Source organism: Acetobacter sp. (assembly GCF_047721705.1).
Lineage (GTDB): Bacteria > Pseudomonadota > Alphaproteobacteria > Acetobacterales > Acetobacteraceae > Acetobacter.
The window spans coordinates 1-25,882 of sequence record NZ_JBDNXK010000049.1 but is presented as its reverse complement, the minus strand read 5'-3'; the positions used below and the strand labels follow the sequence as shown (position 1 = coordinate 25,882).

Sequence of the window (25,882 nt, the reverse complement as noted above, 5' to 3'; positions counted from 1 at the left end):
GAAAAAAATAATAATTTATTTTATGTTCAGCCTGCTGAAACGGGGCGATTGAGAATGGCCCGGATGGAGTGAAATCAGGTGGTCGCTCTGACCGTAGTTTATTGTGTCAGAGTTTATACAAAACGTGTTCTCCGATTCCGGCTTTGAAAACGGAATAAAGACAGGCTGGATTCAGGCACCGTGTGTCAGTTCGCTTTTCGCGGATCGTGCTTGCTCGCAGAAGATGGGCGCGGTAGCGCAGGCAAGTCGTATCTGCCGGAGGTTGCATGTTCTCCCGTCGTTTGTGCATTTTCTCATTTCTGGGCGCGCTGTTGTGCGCCCCAACCGCTCAGGCAGCGCCTCAGGTGGAATTCCAGCGCCTGACATGGACGGAAATCCGCGATGCGCTGCAAGCCGGATATGACACGATCATTGTGCCCGTCGGCGGAACGGAACAGAGCGGACCTTATATTGCGGTCGGAAAACATAATGTCCGGGCACAGGCTCTGGGCGACCGGGTCGCGGTTGAACTGGGCAATGCTCTGGTTGCGCCCGTTATTGCGTATGTTCCCGAAGGGGGGACTGCCCCCCGGACCTCGCACATGCGCTTTCCCGGTACGATCACTGTGACGCCTGCCGTTTTTGATGGACTGCTGAAGTCGGCCGCCGAGAGTTTTCGCGTCCAGGGTTTCCGCCTTGTCGCGTTCATTGGCGACCACGGTGGCTATCGTGCGGAGATGTGCAAGGCAGTCGCCCAGATCGACAGAAGCTGGTCCGGAACAGGAGCACATGCGGCATGCATCAATGACTATTATACGGTCATTGCTGGTGATTATGCCCGGGCATTAAAGGAAAAGGGGCTGGGTGAGGCCGTTGGCACCCATGCGGACCTGAGCGACACCTCCCTGATGCTGGCTGTCGATCCTTCCATGGTGCGCATGGCAGCGCTGAAAGCGGCGGCAAAACCTTCCGAAGCAGACGGTGTGTATGGCGGCGGTGACCCGCGTCCATCCACGGCGGCGCTTGGGCAGATCGGGGTCGATATGCAGGTTACGGCAGCCGTCAGGGAGATAAAGGCTCTTCAGGCAAGAGAGCGGTAAGAGTTTTTGTTCAGGTTTGAGAGATGTGCGGCGAAACGGATTTCGGCGCGAGCAGCGAGAGGTGTGGGAAGGTGGTATCTGGCAAGGTAAGGCTGACCGCCCTCTTCCTTTTCATGGCTCTGTTATCCGGATGTTCGCCCGTTTCCATCGAGAAGCTTGGGTTGATTGATGCCTACACGCTCCGAAACAGGAGCGCCCTCTCCGGTAACAGCCTGAGCAATGACACGCATGTTGTATTGCAACGTCTGAACCTTCTGGAAATGTGGGGCAAGGATCCCGTTCGGACGATAGCGTCCTTGAGGGCCATGACGCAGGCTGGTTTTCTGGCTGAAAATCTGACTGATCAGTTCTTTGCGCTGGCTGAATTATCGTGGCAGCAGGCGCGCAGGACGCATAATAGGGCGACGTTCATGGCGGCGGCGCTCTATGCCTATGCCTATCTCGCGCCGGATGCGCCTGCTGTCGAACGCCCCAGTTCTTATGATCCGCGATTCAGACAGGCCTGTGATCTTTATATGTTCGCGCTTACGGAAGCGCTGGGTTCGCCGGCCAATGTCGACGCTCAGCACTGGACTCTTCCGTTTGGTTCGCTTGATCTGAGCGCAACGCCTTCTGACAAGAGCTGGCATGATCATGAACTTGTCGATTTCAGGCCGACAGCCCGCCTCCGTATCTATGGTCTGAACAATATTTACAGCCAGCCGGGAATGGGGGAGCCGCTGGCGGCTGTTCCCAAGATGACGGCGGGAGAAGGACAGGCCTTCCAGGTGGCCAACAAGGAACGTGTTCCTGTCAGTCTTTTCATGGAAATACCTTCATCCCGCGAGCAGGCGCTGAGTGACCGTATTACGGGGAAAATCATTCTTTCGGTGGAAGATGAGAGTCTCGACACTGCGGAACACAGGCAACCCGTTCAGGCGCAGTTCGATACGACAACCAGCAGAGCCATTGGTCTCAATGAATCCGTAGACTGGTCGGCAGAATATGCCGGTTTTCTCAACGGTCAGTTTCTCGATCAGCATCATGTGCTGCGGCTTGCGGCGATTGAACCTCACAAGAAAGGGCGCATGCCTGTCGTCCTGGTGCATGGCACGGCGTCCAGTGCGGGGCGATGGGCCGACATGCTGAACGATCTTCTGGCAGATCCGGCAATCCGCCAGCATTATGAATTCTGGCTGTTTTCCTATGGAACAGGCAATCCGATCCCTTATTCCGCCATGCAGCTGCGGCAGTCCATCTCCGAGGCGGTCGCCAGCCTCGGGGGCGTGCAGGCGGACCCGGCTCTGGGACACATTACGCTCATTGGCCACAGTCAGGGCGGGCTACTTTCCAAAATGCTGGTCATGGATACGGGAGATCGCTTGTGGAATGGAATTTTCTCGACACCGCTCGATGATCTTTCGATTTCAGCGTCCACACGCCAGTTGCTGCGCGCGGCACTGTTTCCGGAGCACATGCCGGAAGTCGGCAATGTCATTTTCATTTCTACTCCACAGCATGGAAGTTTTCTTGCGTCTCTCTCCGTGTCGCGCCTGCTTGGTCAGATGATCAGCTTTCCTTTGTCTGTCACGCAGGCGATGCAGCAGATGGTGACCCAGACCACTCTGGATGCGCGTGATCTGAGTCCATGGCGATTGGGGAGTGTTTACGGCATGTCGCCACAGAGCAATTTCATGAAAGCGCTTGCGCCTATCCCTGTGTCCTCAGATGTGCATGCTCATTCGATCATTCCTGTGCTGCAGGATGGTCCGGGCAAGAATGCCACGGATGGGGTGGTGGCCTATGAGAGTGCTCATGTGCCTTATGTGGATTCTGAACTTGTTGTGCGGCATTCAGGACATTCCACACAGTCCAATCCCGTCACCATCGCGGAAGTGCGGCGTATCCTGTTTGACCAGCTGCATGACTTGCTGGGGATAGCGTTGCCGAAAGGGGATATGGAGAAGCGCAATATCAGCAAGATTGGCGGGGTTTACGTTCATCTTCCTCCTCGCCTCCAATGACAGGATTTTCTGTGCGAGCGAAGACGATAGGACTGTATGCCATCAGAGCGCTGATGGTGATGTTTTCTGCAGCCGCCATTTATTATTCCACCGTGGAACCCGTATGGCTGTGCTGGACATTGGCTGTTCTGTTTCCAGCCATGCTGGTTGGGGCATTTTTCATACGCCGGCAAATACCCCGGCGGATGACGATATCGGTTCTGATGCTCTGTTTCTGGGGATGGTATTTCACCGATCCGCCACAGAATGATCGTGACTGGTCAAAAGAATATTCCATTCCGGCTGATGTCGGAATCAACGGGCATATCGCCCATATCCAGCATGTGCGCAATTTTGCATGGCAGAGTGAAAACACCGCTACAGCGGGATGGTATGATGCTGATTATGATGTGGATGCGATTTCCTCAGTCGATCTCATTACATCCTATTGGGCAGGTAATAGTATTGCGCATGTTTTTCTCTCCTTCGCGTTCAGGGATGGAAAACATCTGGCGATTTCGATTGAGACCCGCCGGCAGAAACGTTTTCCTTATTCCGCCATCGCCGGATTTTTCCATCATTATGAACTGTTTTACGTCGTGGCAGACGAACGGGATCTAATCGGGGTACGGACCGATTTTCGCAAGGAACGTGTCTATCTCTACCATCTCAATCTGGCGCCGGAGACGGAAAAGCGCCTGTTCCTGAGCTATCTTGGCGCCATTCATCGACTGAACAGTCATCCGCAATGGTATAACACGCTGACAGACAACTGTACGACGGGAATACTGGCCCGGGCGCAGGCGCAATGGCGCTATCGTCTGGACTGGCGGATATTGCTCAGTGGCTATACGGCGTCCCTAGCCTATGACATGGGATTTCTTGATACTCACTACAGTTTTCCGACATTGATGCGTCTCAGCCGTATTCATCGACCGGATGGTGCGGTGCCGGGGCCGAATTATTCAGATGACATCCGTAGAAATCTGCCTGACGAAGTCACGCATGAAAGTGAAGCGGGTCAGACTCACTGAATGGATATTACCAGGCGAGATGTGGATCTATGCGCTTGGAAGCCATCAACTTCACCTCGGGAGACAGTGCCGGCTTCGGCTTGACGATGGGTGGCGGTTCGAAGAGAAAACTCGGCTTCAGTTCACGTGTTTCCGTGTCACGTGTGAGAGTCACCGATGTCTGACTGATACTGCTGACAGTCCAGTCATCGATTTTCTCTCCCGGCCTGCGGATATCGCTTTTTGCGTCGGGTGCATTGCGACGAAAAATGGAAACCCAGTGGCCCGGTCGTCCGGCGATACCCGCCAGTCGAAAGCCGCCTTTTTCCTTGGTGGGAACCCCTTTGGGACGACGATCAGGCTCGAACAGCGGACGATCCAGTAGCGTCTGACCCGTCGAAATGCCACTCAGTTCGGGCTGTGGTGTTTCGGCGGAATATGCGGAGCCTGCCAGCATGATGCTCAGGAAACAGGCGTGCAGGACAGTCGAACGAAAAGAGAGAAGCACGCGCGTCATTTTCCTGAACTGGTTGCAAGAGTTTCATCGAAGCGTAGCAGTCTGCCAGCGTTTGCCAGTCCGGCAAAGGTGGAAGCGTTATGAAGCAGGGCCGCCATCACGGCCCCTTCCGCGCCGAGCAGGTTGAATGCGGCCAGCCCGATCAGAATGGCGGTCCAACCGACGCCCATGGCGACGTTGACCTGAATGGTGCGGCGGCAGCGGCGACTCAGACGGATGGCGGTGCCGATCCGGTGCAGGTTTGCCTGCATCAGCACGAGATCTGCGGAGTTCAATGCCACATCGGTGCTTTCCGCACCCATGGCGATGCCGACTGCACCAGCACGAAGCGCAAGAGCGTCGTTGATGCCGTCTCCCACCACCAGGGGACGATGGCCGAGACGGATTTCTTCTAGAACACAGGCCATTTTTTCAGCAGGAAGGACACCCGCACGAATATTGGAAATTCCGACTTTCTGGCCAACCTGCTCTGCAACCGCCTGCCGGTCACCAGTAAGAAGAATCTGGCGCGACAGTCCCAGACCATTCAGTTCCTTCATGGCATCGGCGGCTTCCGGGCGTGGCTGGTCGGAGAGCAGCAGCCACCCCAGAGAACGGCCATTTTCACTGACGCAGACCATTGGTCCATCATGCTCCGGAGTTGGGCCGGGATTGATGCCGTCCTCTTCCAGTAAGGCGGGGCGTCCCATCAGCAGGATTGTTCCATCTGTGAGCACCGCACGCATGCCGAGGCCATGCAGTTCATCCGCTTCCTTCAGGGGAAGGGCGGGCGCGTCCGGCTTTGCCCGCGCCAGAGCGCGGCTGACGGGATGGGCGCTGAGATTGCCCAGCGCCGCCGCGCGGGCAAGCAGCGTTTCCGCATCGGTGCCGCGTGAAGGCTCAACACGCAGTAACGCCAGTTGGCCCGTCGTCAGTGTGCCGGTCTTGTCGATGACCAGCGAGCCGACATCCGCCAGATTTTCCAGAAACGCAGTGCCCTTGATGAGGATGCCATGTCGGGCCGCGACGGCGATGGCCGCGATCGATGCGGCAGGCGCGGCCAGCACCACGGCGCAAGGGCACGAGGCCACAAGGACGGCCAGCATGGCGGCTGTGGAGCCGGAAGCGAACCACACCGCAGCCGCAACCGTGAGGATGAGCGCCATATAAGGCCCGGCATAACGTTCCAGTAGGCGGGTGAGAGGCGGCTTTGCTTCTTCGGCAACTTCCATCAGGGAAATGATCTGTCCGAGGGCCGTCTCGTCGCCTGTGCGCAATACTTCGACCGTGAGAGCACCAGACAGATTGATCGTTCCCGCGAGAACCCGGTCTCCCGCGGTCACTTCCACAGGGACGGACTCGCCGGTGAGGGAAGCCATGTCCAGAGAGGAATGGCCGGACCGGATCAGACCGTCAGCGGGGATGCGATCACCGGCACGCAGTTCCACGCAGTCGCCAGCGCGCAATGCTGAAACGGGCACTACCTCCAGCTTTCCATCTGCGGCGATACGATGCGTCGAAGTGTCCACCAGCCGTTCCAATGCGCGGATGGCTTCCTGTGAACCGAGGAGCGAACGTTCTTCCAGCACATGTCCGGCGATCATGATGATCGGCAGCAGGGCAGCGGTGAGCAGATCGCCTGCGGCCCACGAAGCCAGCATGGCGACCGCGACGAGCTGGTCTGTCAGGCCGTGGAGGGAAGGGTGACGCAGGCTGGTGAAGGCGGCGGCAAGGATGGGCGGGGCGACCAGCAGGGCAGCGGCGGCTGAAGCCAGATCGGGCAGGGCGCTGTTGCCCCCGACGACAAAACGCCAGAGGAGGGCGATGGCCAGCAGCCAGCAGGAGACAATCGCCAGCGTGAGGCGCGCTCCCATGAGCCAGTGCTCGGAGCGGGTCATCAGATCGACCGGGTTTTCTTCACCCGTAGTGCGACGTGCGTGCCCTTCCAGTCCGCGCGTGGCACTGGGGGCGGCGGAAAAGGCGCTCGCGCTCATTGTTCGTCTCCGGAGGACGGGGGCGCCATGCGCGCGGGGACGGAGAGCAGCGTGGAGCTGTCACCGGGAGGAATGATTGTGATCTCGCCTGCTTTCGCAAGGAAGAGTCCCATCCGTTCCCGCCATGCACGGAGGGCGGCGGCTTCTTTTTCATCCGGGGACGCGGTGGCGACCGCTTCTTCCTCCGCCAGAATGGAGGCGGTCGCGGAAGATGCCTGACGCACGAATTCCTCGGCCGATGCTGTTGCCGCTGAGCGGATGCGGTCGCGCTCGGCATTGGCGTCCTGCATGGTGCGTTCTGCTGTGGTCTGCGCCGAAGCCACGCTTTGTGCTGCCGCCTGTTCCGCCGTGAGAACCTGATCGAACGCCTGCTTTGCGCGCGGGGGCAGGATCGCGACGAGATCGATGCGTGTCACTTCAATGCCTGTGTCGGAATCTGGTTGGTGCAGCCGTTCGAGCCGCTGGTTGACGGCCTGCATCAACTGCGAACGCACGGCGGCGCGTCGGGCGGAAAGCGTGTCGTCTTCCTCGGCGGAATCCGCGTGAACGACAAGAAAATCCTCGATCGGATGGGAAGCCGCGATTGTCGTGGCGGCGGCGTAGAACAGGCGTCGCAGCATCGGCTGGATATGAGGGAGCGCCTGCATGTAGGCCACGGGACGCAGGACACGGTAGGACAGGGTTGCGTCAAGCCGGACAACGCTGTTGTCGCCGGTCAGGAGATAACTGGAATTGGCGGCATCGCGATTCTTTTCCATGTGGAAAAAATCATCGGATTCCTGAAGTTGAAGATCCGTTTCATCGCTGGCGTAAGCGGTGTTGTCGCGGGTGACACGTAGGGAAAGCTGATGGTCCGGTGAGGGCAGGAAGCGCACTTCCTCGAAAGGACGGGGCAGTGCGATGACGAGGCCGGAGTGACGTTCTGCGATGACCTTGCCATAGCGGATGACAACGGCGCTTCCATCCGTCGGCACGGCGCGGATATTGCCTGTTGCCCAGATCACCCCAAGAATGACGGTGACGCCTGCCAGCAGAAGAAACGCCAGTTTAACAGTCTGTTCGAGCGGGCTGCTGACAGGAGGCAGGCTGATTTTGGAGGGGAGGTCCGTCTCGTGAGAAAGCGACGGCGCAGACATCAACGTTGCTCCGCGGCAAGCGTCGCACTGTCGGCATGACGGGAAGGCGGTGTGATGGTCTCGGCAAAAGCATGTGCCGAGCCCTTCGGGCCGGTCAGGACGGAAAACGGCGCGGCATCGGTGCGCATGACGAGACGCGTATTCTGGCCCACGACTGTGTTGAGCATGTCGAGCGTGCGCAGCGTTGCGTAAAGATCAGGATCTTTGTGGTAGCTTTTGGCATAGATGGAAGCCGCTTCCTCGCGGGCCTTTGCTTCTGATGAGGCGGCATCGGCGTGTGCCGTGGCGATGATGATGCGGGAATCGCGTTCCGCATCCGCCTTGATGGCGGCGGCTTTACGCAAGCCTTCCGCCGTTCGTGCTGCAGCTACGGTTTCACGTTCGGCGCGCATACGCGCGACGGTGGCGGCCAGTGTCTCTGCGGGAAGACTGAGACGTTCAAGACCGACCTGTTCGATATGGATACCGTAAATCGCCTCAGCCTGTGGACGAAGCGCCGTAAACACCCGGTCCTCGAAGGCGGCGATTTTGACCTTGTCGGCATTGGTGTTGATCAGATCGTGCAAGGTGAAATCGCTGGCGACAATCTGCAATGTGGATGCGAGAAGCGAACGTAATTGCCGAGCGGCTGCATCCGGATCATTTCCGGTTGTGCGCAGAAAATGTTTTATATGGTCAGGATCGTTGGGAATGGACCATGCCATGAAAGCCTGCACTAGCACACGGAGCCCATCCCGTGTGCCGACATCCTGCAAGCCGCCGGAGGTGACGCGGGTCTGAAGATCGACGGTCTGCGTCATTTCGAGGGGAGCTGGAAGTTTCCATGACAGGCCGGGGAGTGTCTGAACCCGCACGGGCGCGCCAAAGCGGGTGACCACCACGGAGTTTCCTGTAGAGACCGTGAAGGATGTTGCAGCAAGAACCGCGGCAGCCGTAACGATTGCCGCAAGGGAAAGGCGGCCTGTCAGAGCAGCTTTTCCTGAAGTGGAGGAGGATGTCATTTGGTACCTGCTGCATCAGTAAGGGCGCGGCTGGAAGAAGATGTGGCTCGCAGATCGAATACACCGTCATGGAGATGGCCATCGACAATGGTGAGACTGGTTTTCTCCAGACTCTGTTTCAGGTTTCCGAGATAACGCTCAAGAAGAAAGGCCTGCCCGCCTGTCTGCCATGCGGCTTCGTCACCATTCATACGCAATGTGTCCGCAACGGCTGTCCGGCGGATGGTCTCGGCTTCGGCAGTGGATTGAGCGCGGAGTTCGTAAGCATCTCGTTCCGCGAGCGCATGTGTGCCTTCCGCACGGGTGTTTTCTTCAGCGATGGATGTCTGTGCCTTTACTTCCGCCGCCTGCACCATGCGCCATGATTTGGCGGTGGTGGCCGGAGGCTGGATGCCATCGATCAGCACGGCGACAATTTCCAGACCGCTATGATAATGATTGAGATAAGTCTGAAGTTTTTCTGAAATCTGTTGAGCGATATGCTCGCGGCGTGTCGCCATGACGCCGTCCATCGTCTCGGAAGCAAAAAAATCCGTTAGGCTTCGATGGGCAAGTGAGTTCAGCAGGGTTTCGGGCGAAGAAACTGTATAAAGCGCATCCATGGCGCCCTGCTGTGACATGCGTACCCGATAGAGAATGCGTAGATTGGCTGTGAGCATTTCAAAACCAGCGCGATTCCCACTCTGTTCCCGGGCGATCAGCCATGATGCATCGTCCGGCGAACCGTCCCATAGCCGGTTGGCGCTGCTGGGTGGTTCGTCTTCCGCTTTGGAAATGTCCGCTTCATGGGCGGCAAGGGGGGCGTCCGTTACGGCCAATGAGTGAATCGTGCCGAATTCGATCTGGCGCACACGGCCGAAAGGGGCTGGCAGAGTCACATGCAGCCCGGGATCGAGAACAGCTATCGGCACGCCAAGACGTTCATAAACGCCGCGCCTGTCCTGAGCGATCTGAACGATCCCGCTCCCTGCCCACGCCAGAAGCAGCATGATGGCTGAGATGGGGAGAAAAGTACGACGGACGAAACCCAGAGCCCAACTGCGTTCGAAGTCGAGACCAAAGCGTTGCTGGAGAGTGTCAGCCAATTGTCCGGGGGCGAAGGCGGATGGTGCCCGAAACAGGATGACATCGACGCAACTCTGAGCGGTCGCTGGTGAAGGAGGAGGCGCGAACCATGAGGCGACAAGGCGGGCGCTGATTTCGACAGTGCCATAAAGCGTAAGAAAAGCCGGAAGTTTCCAGAACCATGTGGGTATTGGGGTGCCCGCAGCGTTGCAGCCGGACAGGACAGCGGAGATGAGAAAGACGCTGACGGCAAGACGAAGAAGTCCGGTCAGCCCCCTGATGCTTCGTTGTTCCATTTCCGGGCGGCTGGACAGCACACGGTCAGCGAGCAGGAACAGAAGTGCCAGTCCCACGAGGCAGACTGTTATGGCTGTTGCCGCGCCATTGCCGACCGACATGCCGGAAAAGCCCCGCAGAACGGCGCGGGTTGAAGCGCCAATAGCGATGACCAGAAAAGGCAGCAGGATCGTAGATTGCGGCCACATGGCCACTCGTGACTGTTGTGAGGCTTCTGCCTTTTTGCGTGCGCTGCTCAAAGCGAGCGCTGCGAAGCCACTTCCTGAAATGAGGGCCAGAAGGGCAGTGGCGATACCTGCAAGTGGAGTATGGATCAGCAGATCGGCGAGCGCCGTATGAGCATGTGCTGGTCGGTGGATGAATCCCATCATGCCCCATGTCGCAAACAGCGAAATTGTAGAGACTGTCGCTGTCAGCAGAAGCGCGCGCTGTGTGGTGGCGCTGGGAGCGGATGGTGGCACGAGAGAATTCTCCGGTCCTGAACTTGGCACGACCTGTCCGGAAAGCAGTCGTAATCGCAAAGCCGCTCGGTGTTATAGGCGGCATGGTGATTTTGTTTGTGACAATCAGGTGAAATTAAGAAATATTTTGGAAAGATATTCAGTGAGGCCCTGCTTTACAGATCGCACCAGCGCCGGATGAGGTTGTGATAGGTATTTGTCAGCGAGAGGACGGCTGCATCTCCGGGTTCTGTGCGAGCGCGTAGATCAATAATGGCACGGTCGAGTGAAAAGAGAAGTGTTCGACAGGCATGATCGGGAATGAGCGATTGTATCCAGAAAAACGATGCAAGACGTGATCCTGCCGTGACCGGTGTGACACGATGAATCATGGTCGTGGGATAGATGATCATGTCTCCGGCAGGAAGTTTGATCATCTCCAGACCTGCTTCGGTTTCCAGTTCCAGTTCTCCGCCTTCGTAATCATCGGGATCGTTGAAGAAAATTGTCGCGGAAAGATCGGCGCGCATGAGCTGGCCGCCTGAACCAGGGATGGTCTGCACGGAATTATCGACATGCGCTCCATAGGTCATCCCATCATCATAGCGGTTGAAGAGAGGGGGAAAGATCGTGCGTGGCAAAGCAAATCCACGAAAGAGAAGGTTACTGGAAAGCGCCTGCAGAATGACTTCCCTGACAGTCGCGGCATTTTCGCAATCTGGTGCCAGCTGGAGATTTTTCTTGGCGTGAACGGCCTGCACGCCAGCTGTCGCGCGTCCATCGACCCAATGTCCCGCTTCCAGCAGGGCACGGCCTGCGGAGATCTGTTCCAGGGTCAGGAGATTGGGAATGTGGACGGGCATGGCGATCTCGAAGATTGGAAGGTTAAACGCGAAATTGCCACCGCCCTTTCGGACGGTGGCAATCGACTTCATAACGGTTGTTATTCCGAAGAATAATCAGCCGAAGAGAAGGGACGTCAGAGACGACCAGAGGCTGGCAAGCATGGTCTGGATCTGCTGAAGCAGCTGAGCGACGGCGCCAGTTGAACCGGTGCTTGCGCTGTCGGAGCTGGATGAGGAACCGCTGCTCGATCCCGTATCGGTGGAGCCGGAGTTCGTGTTGGAAGAAGAACCCGTTGTGGAACTGTCACTGTCCGAAGAAGAGCTGTCCGATGCGGACGTGAAATCGAACATGTCCGTCAGATCGCCGATGGCCGGGCTGTTGGTCGGCGCATACGGGTTGCTGCTGGAGGTGATCGGGTTCGGCAGGTTGTCACGACCCACTGTGGAAACCGGCTTCAGTCCCCAGTTCTTTTCAACGAACTTCAGGAAGGAAACGTGGTCAGCATAGGTGTGATTGATATGGCCACCCTGGGAGTAAGGGGAAACCATGATGGCCGGGATACGTGTGCCGTCGCCGAAGAAGTCAAGCGGCTGGATGTAGCCCGAGTCCCATGATCCACCACCTTCGTCGAAGGTAACCAGAATGGCTGTCTTTTTCCAGATTTCCGGCTTGGCCTTGATTTCCTCGATGATGTGCTTGGTGAAAGCTTCGAAGAGGGAAGGCTTGGAAGAAGCTGGGTGACCGTCAAGAATGGTGTCCGGCTTGACGATGGAAACGGCAGGCAGGTTGCCCATTGCAAGATCGGCTTCAAGGTCGGTTACGTCCTTGATGTGCTCCTGGCGCTGCTTCGCATTCGCCATGATCTTGGTTTCATACTGGAACGGATTACAGATGTCGCAATAGACGCTGCCGAGCTGGCTGGTTGGATCCTTGACATACTGGTTCCAGCCGGCGCCGTAGTAACGCCACGTGACGTTTTTCTCGTTCAGGCGGTCGGCAATGGTCGGCACGTTGGAAGGCGGAATGACGAAGGTGCCGGTGTTGATGGTGCCGTCACCGAAATAACCCGGGCTGTAGTTGTTGACGAGATAATAAGCGCCGCTTTTGCAGTTCGTCGGGTGCTTGTTCGGCAGCGAGTTCAGATACTGATGAATCGGCTTGACGCCCGGCTGGGAGTCATCCGAGCATTTGACGTAGGAGCCGCCCGAATAACCATCCTGTGTATACCAGTTGGTTGTGCCAGCCTGCGGATTCGGATTTTCGATCTGGCTGCTGGGAGGCGTGGCAAGATTTCCGTTGCCGTCCGTATAATAGAGTCCAAGGCCGGTGCCGAGAGCGATATGGTTCGCGCCCGTTCCACCCATAACGGATTGGTGGAAGTTATCGCTGGTGGTGTACTTGTCTGACAGGGACTTGAAGTATGATACATCCCCCATGGCCATGTTGTAGAAGCCCATGGAGATCGAGCCTTCGCCCGTCGACATGTCAGTGAAGTTGGCGGCCTGCGCAGCGCCATTGCCGCCGGTGCCACTCTGGACGGCAACCCATGTGAACAGATCGTTCAGGCAGCCCGAAGGATTCTTCGAGGTTGCATGCGCCATGGAGCAGTCGGTCTGCTGCCACATCTGGAAAAAGCGGTGAACCGGGCTTCCGCTGTACGAATCGTACGGCATGGATGCGCCGGTAAACTGGAACGGTCCGTTCGGAAGATTGTTCGCATTGGTGATGCGGGTGTCGACACCACTGGAGCCCAGACCACTCGCGCCCGTGGTGAGCTTGAGCCAGTCCGTGCGATTGATACCGTCATTTCCAACGGCTTTTTCAAAAGCTTCCGCTGCCGCAAGGGTGGCAAACGGCATTGGATCTGAATCGGATGCTTTTGCGGGCGTGCCGGAGAGAGCCGGAGGAGGTAAAATGGAATAGGCTGTCTTGTTGGCCGGAGCGATGGTGTATGTTCCGGAGCCCTGCGCCTGTGCCTGAGCGGCATTGGAGAAGTTCTTGCCGGGCGTGCCATCAGCGTTGACGATCTTCTTCGACAGCAGGTTGTCGATCGTCTCACCGCTCTTCGGTTTGTACGTGCCGTACAGATTATCGAAGGTGTGGTTTTCGCCAATGATCAGAACGATATGTTCGATCGGCGTAGCCGTCGTGACCGCTTCGCTTTTGGCAAGCGCAGGAGCGGACGCAACAACCGGAGAAAGAGCCATTGAGGCGGCTGTCAGGCTGGCCACTGATTGATTCAGCGGCTTCCGCAGACGTCTCCAGACGGGGTGGGCCATGGGGAGAACCTTCCGTGTATCCGTGGACGTGGAACTCGAAGGGAGTTGCCGACGAGGGGAGCGCGAACGAAAATGGAAATTCTGGTTTTGAAAAACTGTAATTATGTCAGTATTATTTCATTATGAGCCAGTATTTCTCATTCCTTACCGTTCGCGAAACACTTAGTTAAACTTTCGTCAGGAAAACAGTGAAGAAACAATGACCGTTCGATGACAAGGCATGAGTTTTGTCTAAAAAATTATTGATCATAAAATGATATTTATGATTCGCCTCCTGACATGAGCGGTCTGACGGATATGTCCGGCCATGCGCGGTCTGGTGTCATGAAGGTGAAATGGATTTTTACCAGAAGCGGCAGACTGGGACTGCGCCATATGTCCTGCCAGCCATGCACTTCGCCTTTGCGTCCGTAATACTGGAACGAGATGGCGCGGACATTCCGGAGCAGGATTTCTTCATGAAATGACGTGTCATCTGTCGGGCAGCGGGCACGTCTGAAAGCGCGCCAACGCAGCACCAGTTGATGTTGTGCGTTCAGACCCAGGCCAGCCTCAATATCGTGATGGTATCCCCCATCTTCCGGAAGCCAGGAAATCAGGCGAAGTCGATCTGATGCGCCGCTCAATGCTGGTGGCTGACCTGTATCGGATGTTTCGGCACGGGCGATGATTCGTCGGAGGGCATTTTCCATGTCCTCAAGTTCTGCTGAATGATCGTAGAGTTTCTGCTGGGTGGCCCATCCTCTTGTTCCCACGGACAGTCCCTCCCACAAGGCGACGGAGAGAAGGCCAAAAACCATGGTGACGACAAGGATTTCCAGAAGGGTGAACCCTGCGTCGGATGGGGCGTCATGCTCGGAGGGCGTCATTCATTTGCCGTGCTGGGTCGGACAGCGCGCCCCGAGAGGTGGATGGAATGATTCAGCAGGCCCCAGCCGACCGTGATCGAGACGGAATAAAGACCGAGTCGATAGGCGCTGTCCTGTCCTCCTGATGTCGAAATCTGACGGATTTCAACAGAAGTACGGTATTTTCCATCCATCACGTAGCTGTTGGTGCCAGCATGGAGTTGTCGTGTCGCCAGTGTGGCGTCGAGTTGTGAACGCGCGACAGACACCGCCCGCATTGTCATGTCAGCCTGCCGCCCGCTCCACAAACCGGTTTCCATAGCGGAAAACATCACCGCCAGGGCACTGGCCGCGATCATCAACGCGACGATGACTTCCAGCAGGGTAAAGCCTGCGTCAGTCTGATGACACACTATCTCATTGGACATGCGTCAGAATCCGTCCAGTGATCGGGCTTAGGGTGATGAGTTCGCTGTGCTGTCCGAGCAGAAGGGCGAGCGGGGGACCGGAAGCTGTGCCGTCCGGATCGAAACGGAAAACGCCGCGTGTCAGCATGCCGCCATGCTGCTGCGGGATGAAGGCGCGGACCGGCCCTGTCAGGCGGTCATGATGCACGGTTTTGCCCAGCACGGTCATGAGATCACGTTGCTCGGCATCCATGATGACGGTGACGGCAAGGCCGGATGTCAGCGCCCGATCCTGAGCCGCGCGGAGCACATGCAGCACTTTTGCACGGGCCGCGCCGAACGTGACGGACGTGCTGTGGAATGGGCCGCGCGCCATGGCCAATCCGAGCAGAAGTCCGGCAATGACCAGCACCACCGTGACTTCCAGCAATGTGAAGCCCCGGTCGTTCTGCATGTCAGTGCGCGAGGTCATTGAGGCTCAGCATGGCGAGAAGCAGTGCGGAGACGATGCCAGCAACCAGCAGTCCCATGATGATGGTGATCGCGGGAACAAGGATGGCGAGCAGACGCTGGATGGTGACGCGGCTGGCTTCCTCGTGAATGTCAGCGGCTTTCAGGCAGATGGGCGCGAGTTGGGCGGTTTCTTCCCCCACTTGAAGAAAATGGGTCATGGTAACAGGATAGATTTTGGCGCGTTCAAGAGCGTGGGCGAGGCTGCCACCTTCCCGCACAACCCGCGTGGCTTCGGCAACGCAGGCGGCGCCGGGGCGACTGGTGATGACGCCCTCAGTGATTCGCAATGCCCCCACAAGAGGAACGCCGTTGCGCATCAATGTGCCGAGTGTGCGTGTGAGGCGGGCGGCCATGATCTCCCGCACCAGTGTTCCAAGAACCGGGATGCGCAACATCAGCCGATCAACAGTCATCCGTACGGATGGACGTTCCATCGCGCCTCGGGCGACAAAAATGCCGACGAACAGTGCGATGAGAAGATATGCACCCCATGCAGTGAGAAAATCACCAGCCGCGATGACGATGCGGGTGATGGTGGGCAGTTGCGCTCCACTGTCCTCGAACAGGGGCACGAATTGCGGCAGGACGTGCGTGAGTAGAAGCACGATGGAGAAGATCGAGGCGACCAGTAGCACGGCCGGATAGATCATGGCGGACTGGACGGTGGCGCTGAGTTTTCGTTCCCGCTCCAGCAGGTCGGCCAGCCGAAGGAGGGAATCCTGAAGCGCTCCGCCTGCTTCGCCTGCGCGCACGAGGCCGATATAGAGTCGCGAGAAACTGCGCGGCTCGGATTCCAGCGCATCGGCGAACGAGCCGCCGTCACGAACACGATCACGGATACGCCCGATGACTTTCGTAATGCGCGGATTGGGCGAAGTTTCGGAAAGGAAGCGCAGGCTGCGGTCCAGATCGAGACCCGCACCGAGCATGGTGGAAAGCTGCCGTGTGAAATCGCTCAGTTCGGCAGGGCGTAGCGCAGCATTGCGGCGTTCGCCGAGCCAGCTTGTCAGTCCGGCATGGAAAAGACCGCTGCGCGTTGCGGGCATGACTTGAAGCGGCCTCAGCTTCTGGCGCTTTAGTCGCCCGAGCACCTGCGCTTCGCTGTCCGCCATCATCTCGCCAGCGGTGATCGTGCCCTCGGAGGTGAGAGCGCGCCATGTCCAGCGGGTGACGGTGGCTTCCATCAGTCATCACCTCCGATGATGCGGCTGATCTCTTCCAGCGAGGTCTCGCCAGCCAGCGCTGCTTTGAGGCCCGCCTGAAACATCGTAACCATGCCTTCAGCCATGGCTGCCCGCTCAATCTCGCCATGATCCGCGCCTGAGAGAATCAGCTTCGTCACGGCTGCGGAAGGACGGAGGAACTCGGCGATGGCCGTGCGTCCGCGATAGCCTGTGTGACGACATTCCGGGCAGCCGACCGGGTGCCAGAGTGTATGGGGCGTGCTCAGATCCAGCCCCAGCTTTCGGGACAATTCAGGCTCCACTGTTTCCGGACGACGGCAGGATTCGCAGAGCCGACGCACTAGCCGCTGGGCGAGGATGCCGCGCAGCACGGCAGTCAGGAGATAGTCCTCCAGTCCCATGTCGCGCAGGCGGGTGATCGCGGCGGCGGCGGAATTGGTGTGCAGGGTGGACAGCACGAGGTGTCCGGTGAGAGCTGCCTGCACGGCAATCTGCGCTGTTTCCAGATCGCGGATTTCACCCACCATGATCACGTCCGGGTCCTGACGGAGAATGGCGCGGAGCAGACTCGCGAAGGTCAGGCCGATGGTGGGGCGCACCTGAATCTGGTTGATACCGGCAAGCTGATATTCGATCGGATCCTCAACGGTCATCACGTTGCGGTCTGTGGAGTTGATCCCGGAAAGACCAGTGTAGAGCGTTGTGGTTTTGCCGCTGCCTGTCGGGCCCGTGACAAGAACGATGCCATTGGGAAGTTCCAGTGTGGAACGGAAAGCATCAATAATGCCGGGAGCGAGGCCGAGGCGGCTGTAATCGAAGCTGACGGTCGTGCGGTCGAGGACGCGGAGCACGGCGATCTCGCCATGCAGGGCAGGCACGGTCGAGACACGGAAATCTATTTCGTGTCCACGCACCGCAAGCTTGATGCGGCCATCCTGCGGGAGACGACGTTCGGCGATGTCGAGTTTCGCCATGATCTTGATGCGGGAGATCAGGGCGGGTGTGACGCGGGGCGAATGGCTGTCCACCTCATGCAACACGCCGTCATAGCGGTAGCGCACAAGGAGACGGTCTTCGAACGGTTCGATGTGGATATCGGACGCGCGGGTCTCCACGGCGCGGAAGATGAGCTGGTTCACCAGCCGGATGATGGGTGCCTCGCTGGCAAGGTCTTTCAGGCGGTCCGTATCTTCTTCCGCCGGGTCGTCGGAAAGGGAATCGCCTACTTCTCCATCTTCCACATTGTCTTCGGGGTAAAGCCTGTTCAGGGCCGTTTCGAGATCAGCGGCGCGGGCGACCTCACGCTGAACCGGCATCCCGGTTGCCAGCCGGATGGCGGCGATGGTGTAGCTGTCGAGCGGGTCAACGAGGGCGACGCGCACACCCTCGGGGTTTTCCTCCATGGGCAGCGCACGGACCTGTCGGAGAAAGCGGCCTCCCAACCGTTCGGGCAGAATAGGATCCTGTATCTTTTCCAGTGTAGAGGCGTCGATCACCGGGCTTCCAAGCAGCGACGCATAAGTGCGCGCCAGATCGACTTCCGTGACAAGGCCAAGCTGGATCAGCACTGCCGCAAGAGGCTGCCCGCTATCGGCTGCGACGCTTCGGGCGCGTTCGAGCGCACGGCGGTCACAGGCATTGGCGGAAAGCAGCGCTGCTTCCAGAGAAGTTTCCTCGGGTGAGGTCAGCAGACTATCCAATGCCTGCGCTCCCTTGTGGGGTATCGCCAAATCGCGCAGGTTGCGTCCCGTGATGACCGATGCTGGATTGCTGATTCCGTTTTTTCTGGCTCCCTTCATAGGGAGTTTTCTCGGCGTGCTGATCCGGCGCATTCCACGCGGTGAGCCGTTTGCCGCTGGTCGCTCCCATTGTGAAACCTGTCATTATGTTCTCAGGCCGCTCGATCTGGTGCCCATTCTCTCGTGGCTGTTCCTGAAGGGGCGTTGCCGTGCCTGTGGCGCACCGATTGCTGCGCAGCACACTCTGGTTGAACTGGCTGCGTGTTTCGTGCCGGTGCTGACGCTTTGTGGTTACAGCGTGATCGGTATTCTTCATGGGCAGCAGTTTTCCGATGTCTGGCCGGATCCGCTGGCCTTTCTGTTTGACTGCATCCTCGGCTGGGCGCTTCTGGCGTTGTGCTGGATCGACATGACGTGCCTGCGTCTTCCGGATGTTTTGACGCTGCCTCTGTTGCTCATCGGTTTTTGCGATGCATTGAGCCTGTATGGCGTGTCGGAACTGGGCCTCGAAGTGCTGGAAGATCGCGCGCTGGGCGCAGCGGTTGGCTGGGGTAGTCTTGCGCTTGTCGGCTGGGCATATCGCCGTGTTCGCGGGCGTGTGGGTATTGGTGGAGGCGATGCGAAACTTCTCGCCGTTGCCGGAGCATGGACCGGGCTCGGCGGGGTGCCGTCGATTCTGCTGCTCGCATCCTGTTTCGGGCTTTTGTGGGCCATGACGATGATGGCCAGACAGCGACGCCTCAGCCTGACATCAGCCATTCCGTTCGGTCCTCCGCTCGCCATCGCGACATGGGTTATCAGGCTCGTCACACAGGCAGGGTAAACGGGTACGCGGTCAGCCCAGCCCCGAGCGGTGTCACGTGTAAAATAGCGGAAGGAAAGCGACCAGTCGGTTCATTAACATGTCATAAATCTATCATACATCGTTGCTGTCCCCGGGCGGGAACGGGTGTTATCCCTCCGTCATCTTTTGACACCCTGTCCGCTGATCTTTCAGGCAGGCTCATGAAAGGTGACCCTCGGTTCAGCAATGATAAGCAGCATTTCAGACCACCGTAGCGGCATTCTTCAGCTGTTCGCGACATGGTGGGCGCGTCAGATGCTGGACTGTGTGCCGAAGGCCTGGCGCATCAAGCGTGCTCCTGCCGTTCATTTGACGCTGGATGACGTGGGATGTGTTCCGGAAGCTGAACTGACCGCATTTCTGGAAAAAGTGGGAAAGAGCCGCGGGAAGAAAGCCGCCAACGTCTCTCTTGTGCTGCCAGTGGGCGTCATTCTGCGGCGCAAAGTTTCCCTGCCTGCCGTCGCGGCCAGCGATATGGCGCAGGTTATTGCCTACGATTTCGATCGGCTGACACCTTTTCGGGCGGATGAGGTGGTCTGGACGCTTCAGTCTGCGACGCCGGTGGGGGAGGGAGCTACCATTTCCGTGGAACTCCTTTTTGCACCACGCTTTGTTTTTGAAAATGCGTTCACGCAGTTGCGGCAATACGATATTACCGTAACCTCGCTTGTGACGCTGGATAGTCGCGGGGAGCCGGACAGTGAAATCCCTCTGAAACAGATGAAGGCAGCGGGGCGCAGTCGGTGGAAACCAATTCTGGCTGCCTGTCTGATTCTGGCGTTTCTCCCTTTCGGTATGCAGATCTTTCATATGGTTCAGCTTGATCGCGCGATTGCCGCATTGAGTGCGGGGCGGGCACAGGCGGAAGAACTGCGGAGCCGGATCAGCAGCTATACCGCCGGTCCTGCCGCTGTCGCGCGGGAGACAAAAACGCTTGGTGTAGTGCCGAATATTTTGCAGGCCCTTACCACAGCGCTTCCCGACGATACCTATCTGACGGACCTCCATATCCATGAGCGCCGTGTCACAATGGATGGGCAAACGAAGGAATCGCCGCATCTGATCGGTATTCTTGAACATGAAGCCAGCTTTTCCGGAGTGGCGTTTTCCGGCCCTGTGACACATGCTGGCGACACCAATCTGGAAGCGTTCACGATAAACGCCACTGCACCGGAATGATCGGATGAGTGCGTTGGCTTCTTCTTCCGTGATTGCCCCAGGAAAACTGCCTGAAGGACGGGCTGGGCGGCTCACCGCGCTGGGTGTGACCTGCGTGGGGCTGCTGCTGGTCTGGTTTTTCTTTTCATCAATTCTGGGGATTTTCTCGGAATTGAAAAACGGCGTTTCCGACAAGGAAATTCTCCTCGCCCGCACGCAGGCGCTGGTTGCCTCGATCCCGCGACTACAGGAACGGGCTGATGAGGCGGCGCGGAATGCGGACGGTAATGACGTGTTGATTGGTGAAGATTCCGAAGCGACGGCGCAGGCGCGTTTGCAGGAAATCGTGCAGGGCGTGGCGCAGCCTCTTCAGGTGGAACTCAGCAGTCAGGAACCTTTGCCGCTTGTGCGACGTGGCGCATTTCAGCGTTTGGCCCTGCGTGTCTCCTTTTCCACGTCATGGCCCGTATTTGTGAATTTTCTCTACGGTGTAACGGGTATTCAGTCACCACGCCTTCTTGTCGATGATCTTCAGATCCAGTCAGCAGGCAACACACGCCTTGCTGATGAAGCAAGCAAGGGGCGCCTTGTGGATGTGTCGATCACGCTTGTCGCGCTTCGCCACGCAACATCCACACCTGTTGCCGCTCATCCCTCTGTCCCGTGACCTTCAACGTCTCAGGTGAAAAAGCTTGAATTTCTTGGTTCCTAATCCGATCGCTCACGGCCGATTCCATGCATGGAAAGCGCGTCGTCGTGCTTTTCGCTGGATGCTTTATGCGCTTCCTCTGCTGAGTGGTTGTGCGGAACAGAAGCTGCATCCCGAGCCGCTACCGTTTTCGGGTGATCTGTCCGACACCAGTGCCACACCGCGCATCAATGGAACGGTAGGGCCGACGGCATCGCGGGCTGGGGGTGTTGTCAGCCGGGGACGCACTGTCGGAGGCGCTGGCGACGCGACTCTTTCTGGCACAGGCGACATCACGCTCAATTTTGCTGATACTGATATCAGGGCGGTTGCAGATCAGGTTCTCGGCCAGTTGCTGCATGTCAATTATATCGTCGATTCCGGCGTGCACGGCACGATCACCCTGAAAACCACGACGCCCCTGACTCGCGCGCAGTTGCTCCCCGTTTTCCGGACGGCGTTGGCGGGGTCGGGAGCCGCTCTGGTGGTGGAGAATGGTGTTTACCGGGTGACGTCCCGTTCTTCCGGCTCAGGTGGCGGCGAAAATGACGGAGAAACCGTTGTTCCGTTGCGTTACACCTCCGCGGAAAGTCTGGCCAAGGCCGTTCAGCCGGTCTTGCATGGAGGGGGGCATATCGTTGCGTCTCCGGCCGGAAACGCGGTGGTTGTGACGGGAGATCCGGCCACGCGCGCTTCATTGGTCGAACTGGTCCATGCCTTTGACATGGATGTGCTTGCGGGCCGGTCCTACGCTGTTTTCCCTGTGACCAGCGGTAGCCCGCAGGAACTTGCGACGGCGCTTGAGACAGCATTGGGCAGCAAGAAGGGCCAGTTCATGGCCGAGCGGATTCAGGTCATTCCGATGGCGCGCATCGAATCCGTGATGGTCATCGCGTCACAGCCCTATCTGGTGGACAATGCACGGCGCGTCTTCGACGTTGTGGAGGCAGAGAGGCGGCGCACGCTGCGCCACTGGAATGTCTATTATCTCCAGAACGGCCGTTCCAATGATGTGGCCTACATTCTTCAACAGGCGTTCACACCCAACCATGTAACGGCGGTACCTTCTGCAAAACTGAATGCGTCCTCCTCGAATAATCAGTCTTCTCAGGGTGGTTTTGGAAGTGGCGGTTTTGGTTCCAGTCTGGGGTCGAGTTCCGGCTCGTCGAGTAGTGGGCTGGGGTCGAGCATGTCCGAAGGCTCGTCATCAGGGTCCAGTGGGCAGGGTGTAGCCTTGGGGAGTTCGGCCTCTGGTGGCTCCCAGAACGGCGGCTCCCAGTCAGAAGATGCGATATCCTCCAACCCGCTGCTAGGCGGTCTGGGGAACAGTTCGTCAGATAGTGACAAGGGAATGACGAATGAAATCCGTATCATTCCCGATAATCAGAACAATGCCGTTCTCGTCTACGGGACAACCGTGGAAGCTGAAACGGTCGAAGCGATGCTGCACAAGATCGACATCATGCCGCTACAGGTGCGTGTCGATGCCGTGGTCGCCGAAGTGACGCTGAACGATGCGCTGAAATATGGAACGCAGTTCTTTTTCAAATCTGGTGGGATCAACGGCATCCTGAGCAATGCTTCCCAGTCTCTCGGATCATCGAGTCTGGTTTCTTCGCAGCTTTCCAGCAGTTTTCCCGGTTTCGTGCTCGGCGGAGGGGATCAGGGCGGCGCACCGTTTGTCATCAATGCGCTTCAGGAAGTGACGTCGGTTCAGGTGCTGTCCTCGCCAGAGGTGATGGTGGTGGACAACCAGCCTGCCTCTCTCATGGTGGGCGATCTGGTGCCCTATCTCAATGGCAGCACCACAAGTGTTTTGACCGCTAACTCCACCATCACCAATTCCGTCAATTATCAGCCGACTGGCGTGATTCTTCAGGTCACACCCCATGTCAGCAATGGCGGGGTCGTCACGCTCGATATTTCCCAGCAGGTCAGTGCTGTCGCCTCGCAGACAACCACGACGGGGAGTGGTACCATCAACAGTCCCACCTTCTCTCAAAGGCAGGTGACATCACGTGTTGTCATCTCGGACGGTCAGACGGTCGGTATTGCCGGACTGATCAAGGATAACAGTCAGCGGGACAATAGCGGCATTCCCTGGATGAAGGATATTCCGGTCCTCGGGCTCCTTGGTGGTACGCAAAACAACACCCGCAGCCGCACGGAACTTCTGGTGCTTATCACGCCGCATGTGATCCATAATCAGGCTGACGCCTATGCCTTTACCGCTGACTTGCGTGATCGTTTGCCACAGGCAGCCGTCCTGCCGCATGAACTGAACAACACGCGCGCCACGGGTTCTCCTGATCCGCAACGTCGCTGGCTGCATGCTGTTGGACTGAATGACTGAACGCAGGCAGTCCATTGGAAAAAGCCGTGAAGAAGGCTTTGCCCTTCTGCTTGTTCTGTGGACGATGGGGTTCCTTGCGCTGCTGGTCAGTCAGGTGCTCGCCACGGGACGTTCGGCTCTGAAACTGGGTGACCGTGCGTTTGTTCAGGCTCAGCTTGAAACAGCGACTGATGCGGCCATTACAACGGAGTTGTTCGAAATTGCCACATCCGGGCATGCTTTCACCGCAGTGAATGCGGACTGGCATCCCATGAAAGGCGGCGATGGCACGGCGGAAATCCGCAGCCGTGTCGAGCGGGGCAAAATCAACCCTAATGCTGCGTCGCAGGCGATATTGCAGGCTTTCTTTCAGGCAACTGGGATGCCTTCTGACAAAGCCCTGATGCTGTCAGAACAGATATTCGCGTGGCGTAACGCCGCCCAGTCGGGTGGAAGCGTTTCCATGGAAGCGAGAAGTCAGGCTGCCTGCACATCGAACGATGCACCCTGGCGGACATTGGACGATCTTTCCGCCGTGCCGGGGTTTACGCAATCTGTTGTGAAACTTGTTTCTCCACACATGTCATTTGTGCAGATGCAGCCCCCCGCTGCCGTGGGAGGGGACGGGGTCGTTCGCACGGCATTGCAGCGTGTCGGTTTGAAAAAAGATACACCGGACGATGCCGGAGATGAAGATACGCTGTTAGTGATAGACGCGCGGGTAAAGACCCCTCAGGGAAGCGCCATGCAGCGTCATGCGGAAGTCATTCTGCTTCCGGATGCGCGTCCCGTTCCCTGGCGGGTGATGCGTTGGGAAACAGAGATGCTTTCTCCCTGAGGGGATTCTTCTTTTTACTGATTGCAGATTTCGCCGCTCTGATCGTTTTCCTTCGGGCCATGTGAGCAAAGATCGTATTCCTTGCCCTCCCGATCCGAAGGCGAACGATAGACATAAGGATGTTTCCACGGGTCGAGCGGGGCTTCATTGCCTTTCAGGTAAGGGCCGTTCCAGTTTTCTGCGCCCGATGGATGATGCACAAGCGCTTCAAGACCATCTTCCGTGCTCGGATAACTGCCGACATCCAGTTTATACATGTCCAGAACGGTGCCGATGCGCGCTATGGATTGTTGAGCAACGGAGATACGCGCTCCACCGAGCTGGCGCAGGGCGGCTGGTGCGACCAGCCCGACCAGAAGGCCGAGAATTGCCAGAACGACAAGAATTTCAAGAAGGGTGAAACCGTCGTCGTTCCGGTTCTGGCGAGAGTCAGGATGTGACATTTTGATGATGGCACTTTCACTGTTGGAAGCCGGTGCGTTACTAGACGCTTCCCATGTGATGGGAACAGACCGAAAGTGTTAAAGAACGATGACATTTTCAGCAGGGTTTGTTCCGTAAAAGGAAACTGAAGAAATACATGCCTGCTCCGTTGCTTGCGTGCATGCTTGCTGCTGCCATCCGCTACGATATTCCCCCTCGTGTTCTTCCAGCCATATGGGAGATTGAACGCGGTGCGAACGGAATGGTGCGGCGGAACAAGGATGGATCTTCCGATCTTGGTCTCATGCAGATCAATACACGCTGGATACAGCCGATTGCGGAACTGACCCGTATGCCGGAAGTGCAGGCGGCCGCGCGTCTTGTGTCGGATGGATGCTTCAATGTTGCCGCTTCAGCGATGGTGCTTCGGACATACCTAAACGAGACTCATGGCGATCTCATGAAGGCGGTCGGTGACTATCATTCCCATACGGCCGGCCTGAACGAGGCGTATCAGAAAAAGGTCATTGCACAGGCCAGGCGGCTTTTTGCACCTTCGGGTGCTCCCTGAGAATATCAGTCGGCGCGCGAAGCGTGTGATCCCACGTGACCGGAGAATAAACCTGCAATCCTGAGGCGATCCTTTTCAATTCGAATTGGCAGATGGGGAAGAGGCAAAGGAGCGGGCCCCTCCATGACTTGTCCATCATGATCAACGTCGTAAGCAGATCCATGGCACGGGCAGATGAGAAGATGTCGTTTTGCATCCCAGTCTGACACCAGACAGCCAGCATGCTGGCAGATGACGGAATATCCTTTTATCTGATCGCCTGTTTTCAAGACCCATATACGATTGAAAGAAGTCTCCTTGCGTGGCTGACCTGTGTCGGGTGCGACAGGCCAGCACATGATCGGGGCACCACCCAGTGAATTGAGGCGCGTTTCCGTCAGCAGGGAGGTGCCGTTGCTCTGTACTTCTCCCAGATAGTCGCCGATGGCCAGCGTGAGAGGATTGGGGCGTGTATCGGGCACGGAAGTCGCCGCACAGCAAAGAGATGTTCCCAGAAGGGCTGTCATCTGTCGTCGGGAAAGGGAACTGCCATTCATCGTGGGTGTTCTCGTTCAGAAACTGTTCGACGATGCATGACAGGGCGGAGTCGTCAGTCAAGCAGATGAACTGGCTGGCGAGGGATTTTAATGAAGCTGACATATTTCATGTGGCCGTCCCTTGGTGATGACCGTTGCATAAAGAGCACATGGGTTAGTGGTGATTGTGTTTT

At 57.7% G+C, this 25,882-nt stretch carries 23 protein-coding genes; 9 read left to right on the top strand and 14 right to left on the bottom strand.

What is annotated here, in order from left to right:
* Positions 1-266 precede the first annotated feature (266 nt).
* The 3 genes from ABF824_RS09810 (at position 267) to ABF824_RS09800 (ending at position 4,095) form a co-directional block, all read left to right on the top strand.
* Positions 267-1,079 carry a creatininase family protein gene (locus tag ABF824_RS09810; protein WP_415488479.1) on the top strand — a complete coding sequence of 271 codons (813 nt, stop codon included), beginning with the start codon at positions 267-269 and terminating at the stop codon, positions 1,077-1,079.
* A gap of 71 nt (positions 1,080-1,150) precedes the next feature.
* Complete coding sequence (locus ABF824_RS09805; RefSeq protein ID WP_415488477.1) at positions 1,151-3,082, top strand: esterase/lipase family protein; 1,932 nt, start codon at positions 1,151-1,153, stop codon at positions 3,080-3,082.
* Positions 3,079-4,095 (top strand): DUF4105 domain-containing protein, encoded by a 1,017-nt coding sequence (locus tag ABF824_RS09800; protein WP_415488475.1) that lies wholly within the window; start codon positions 3,079-3,081, stop codon positions 4,093-4,095. Before ABF824_RS09805 ends, ABF824_RS09800 begins: the two co-directional genes overlap by 4 nt.
* A gap of 7 nt (positions 4,096-4,102) precedes the next feature.
* On the opposite strand, the gene ABF824_RS09795 is transcribed toward ABF824_RS09800, so the two are convergent.
* From ABF824_RS09795 to ABF824_RS09740, 12 genes are all read right to left on the bottom strand, one after another.
* Positions 4,103-4,591: a hypothetical protein gene (locus tag ABF824_RS09795; RefSeq protein WP_415488473.1), complete on the bottom strand. Its 489-nt coding sequence runs from the start codon at positions 4,589-4,591 to the stop codon at positions 4,103-4,105.
* Entirely contained in the window at positions 4,588-6,564 is a 1,977-nt protein-coding gene (locus ABF824_RS09790; protein ID WP_415488471.1) for a heavy metal translocating P-type ATPase, read from the bottom strand. Before ABF824_RS09790 ends, ABF824_RS09795 begins: the two co-directional genes overlap by 4 nt.
* Positions 6,561-7,700: an SPFH domain-containing protein gene (locus ABF824_RS09785; RefSeq protein ID WP_415488469.1), complete on the bottom strand. Its 1,140-nt coding sequence runs from the start codon at positions 7,698-7,700 to the stop codon at positions 6,561-6,563. The genes ABF824_RS09790 and ABF824_RS09785 overlap by 4 nt, the downstream gene beginning before the upstream one ends.
* On the bottom strand, positions 7,700-8,701 hold the full coding sequence (gene hflC, locus ABF824_RS09780) for a protease modulator HflC (RefSeq protein ID WP_415488467.1): 1,002 nt from the start codon (positions 8,699-8,701) through the stop codon (positions 7,700-7,702). The genes ABF824_RS09785 and hflC overlap by 1 nt, the downstream gene beginning before the upstream one ends.
* A complete protein-coding gene (locus ABF824_RS09775) occupies positions 8,698-10,524 on the bottom strand; it encodes an SPFH domain-containing protein (protein ID WP_415488465.1) in 1,827 nt (608 codons plus the stop codon). Before ABF824_RS09775 ends, hflC begins: the two co-directional genes overlap by 4 nt.
* Positions 10,525-10,679: 155 nt before the next feature.
* Positions 10,680-11,366 carry a Fe2+-dependent dioxygenase gene (locus ABF824_RS09770; RefSeq protein WP_415488483.1) on the bottom strand — a complete coding sequence of 229 codons (687 nt, stop codon included), beginning with the start codon at positions 11,364-11,366 and terminating at the stop codon, positions 10,680-10,682.
* A 96-nt stretch (positions 11,367-11,462) separates the two neighbouring features.
* Entirely contained in the window at positions 11,463-13,628 is a 2,166-nt protein-coding gene (locus ABF824_RS09765) for an alkaline phosphatase family protein (protein ID WP_415488463.1), read from the bottom strand.
* Positions 13,629-13,888: 260 nt separating this feature from the next.
* Entirely contained in the window at positions 13,889-14,497 is a 609-nt protein-coding gene (locus ABF824_RS09760) for a prepilin-type N-terminal cleavage/methylation domain-containing protein (protein ID WP_415488461.1), read from the bottom strand.
* Positions 14,494-14,904: a type IV pilus modification PilV family protein gene (locus tag ABF824_RS09755; RefSeq protein ID WP_415488459.1), complete on the bottom strand. Its 411-nt coding sequence runs from the start codon at positions 14,902-14,904 to the stop codon at positions 14,494-14,496. Before ABF824_RS09755 ends, ABF824_RS09760 begins: the two co-directional genes overlap by 4 nt.
* Entirely contained in the window at positions 14,894-15,355 is a 462-nt protein-coding gene (locus ABF824_RS09750; protein WP_415488457.1) for a Tfp pilus assembly protein FimT/FimU, read from the bottom strand. Before ABF824_RS09750 ends, ABF824_RS09755 begins: the two co-directional genes overlap by 11 nt.
* Positions 15,339-16,580 (bottom strand): type II secretion system F family protein, encoded by a 1,242-nt coding sequence (locus ABF824_RS09745; RefSeq protein ID WP_415488455.1) that lies wholly within the window; start codon positions 16,578-16,580, stop codon positions 15,339-15,341. The genes ABF824_RS09750 and ABF824_RS09745 overlap by 17 nt, the downstream gene beginning before the upstream one ends.
* Positions 16,580-18,379: a GspE/PulE family protein gene (locus tag ABF824_RS09740; protein ID WP_415488453.1), complete on the bottom strand. Its 1,800-nt coding sequence runs from the start codon at positions 18,377-18,379 to the stop codon at positions 16,580-16,582. The genes ABF824_RS09745 and ABF824_RS09740 overlap by 1 nt, the downstream gene beginning before the upstream one ends.
* On the opposite strand from ABF824_RS09740, the gene ABF824_RS09735 reads away from it, so the two are divergent.
* From ABF824_RS09735 to ABF824_RS09715, 5 genes are all read left to right on the top strand, one after another.
* On the top strand, positions 18,333-19,142 hold the full coding sequence (locus ABF824_RS09735; protein WP_415488481.1) for a prepilin peptidase: 810 nt from the start codon (positions 18,333-18,335) through the stop codon (positions 19,140-19,142). The genes ABF824_RS09740 and ABF824_RS09735 overlap by 47 nt on opposite strands.
* Before the next feature lie 207 nt (positions 19,143-19,349).
* On the top strand, positions 19,350-20,342 hold the full coding sequence (locus ABF824_RS09730; RefSeq protein ID WP_415488451.1) for a PilN domain-containing protein: 993 nt from the start codon (positions 19,350-19,352) through the stop codon (positions 20,340-20,342).
* A gap of 4 nt (positions 20,343-20,346) precedes the next feature.
* On the top strand, positions 20,347-20,988 hold the full coding sequence (gspM, locus tag ABF824_RS09725; protein WP_415488449.1) for a type II secretion system protein GspM: 642 nt from the start codon (positions 20,347-20,349) through the stop codon (positions 20,986-20,988).
* Positions 20,989-21,013: 25 nt separating this feature from the next.
* Positions 21,014-23,362: a type II secretion system secretin GspD gene (gene gspD, locus ABF824_RS09720; protein WP_415488447.1), complete on the top strand. Its 2,349-nt coding sequence runs from the start codon at positions 21,014-21,016 to the stop codon at positions 23,360-23,362.
* A complete protein-coding gene (locus ABF824_RS09715) occupies positions 23,355-24,179 on the top strand; it encodes a type II secretion system protein GspK (RefSeq protein WP_415488445.1) in 825 nt (274 codons plus the stop codon). Before gspD ends, ABF824_RS09715 begins: the two co-directional genes overlap by 8 nt.
* A gap of 14 nt (positions 24,180-24,193) precedes the next feature.
* On the opposite strand, the gene gspG is transcribed toward ABF824_RS09715, so the two are convergent.
* Complete coding sequence (gspG, locus tag ABF824_RS09710; RefSeq protein WP_415488443.1) at positions 24,194-24,622, bottom strand: type II secretion system major pseudopilin GspG; 429 nt, start codon at positions 24,620-24,622, stop codon at positions 24,194-24,196.
* A 137-nt stretch (positions 24,623-24,759) separates the two neighbouring features.
* Between gspG and ABF824_RS09705 the strand changes: the two genes are divergently transcribed.
* Entirely contained in the window at positions 24,760-25,173 is a 414-nt protein-coding gene (locus ABF824_RS09705) for a lytic transglycosylase domain-containing protein (RefSeq protein WP_415488441.1), read from the top strand.
* A 5-nt stretch (positions 25,174-25,178) separates the two neighbouring features.
* Here ABF824_RS09705 and ABF824_RS09700 read toward each other — a convergent pair whose 3' ends face one another.
* Positions 25,179-25,709, bottom strand: a complete 531-nt coding sequence (locus tag ABF824_RS09700; protein ID WP_415488439.1) for a ubiquinol-cytochrome c reductase iron-sulfur subunit — start codon at positions 25,707-25,709, stop codon at positions 25,179-25,181.
* Positions 25,710-25,882: the final 173 nt, after the last annotated feature.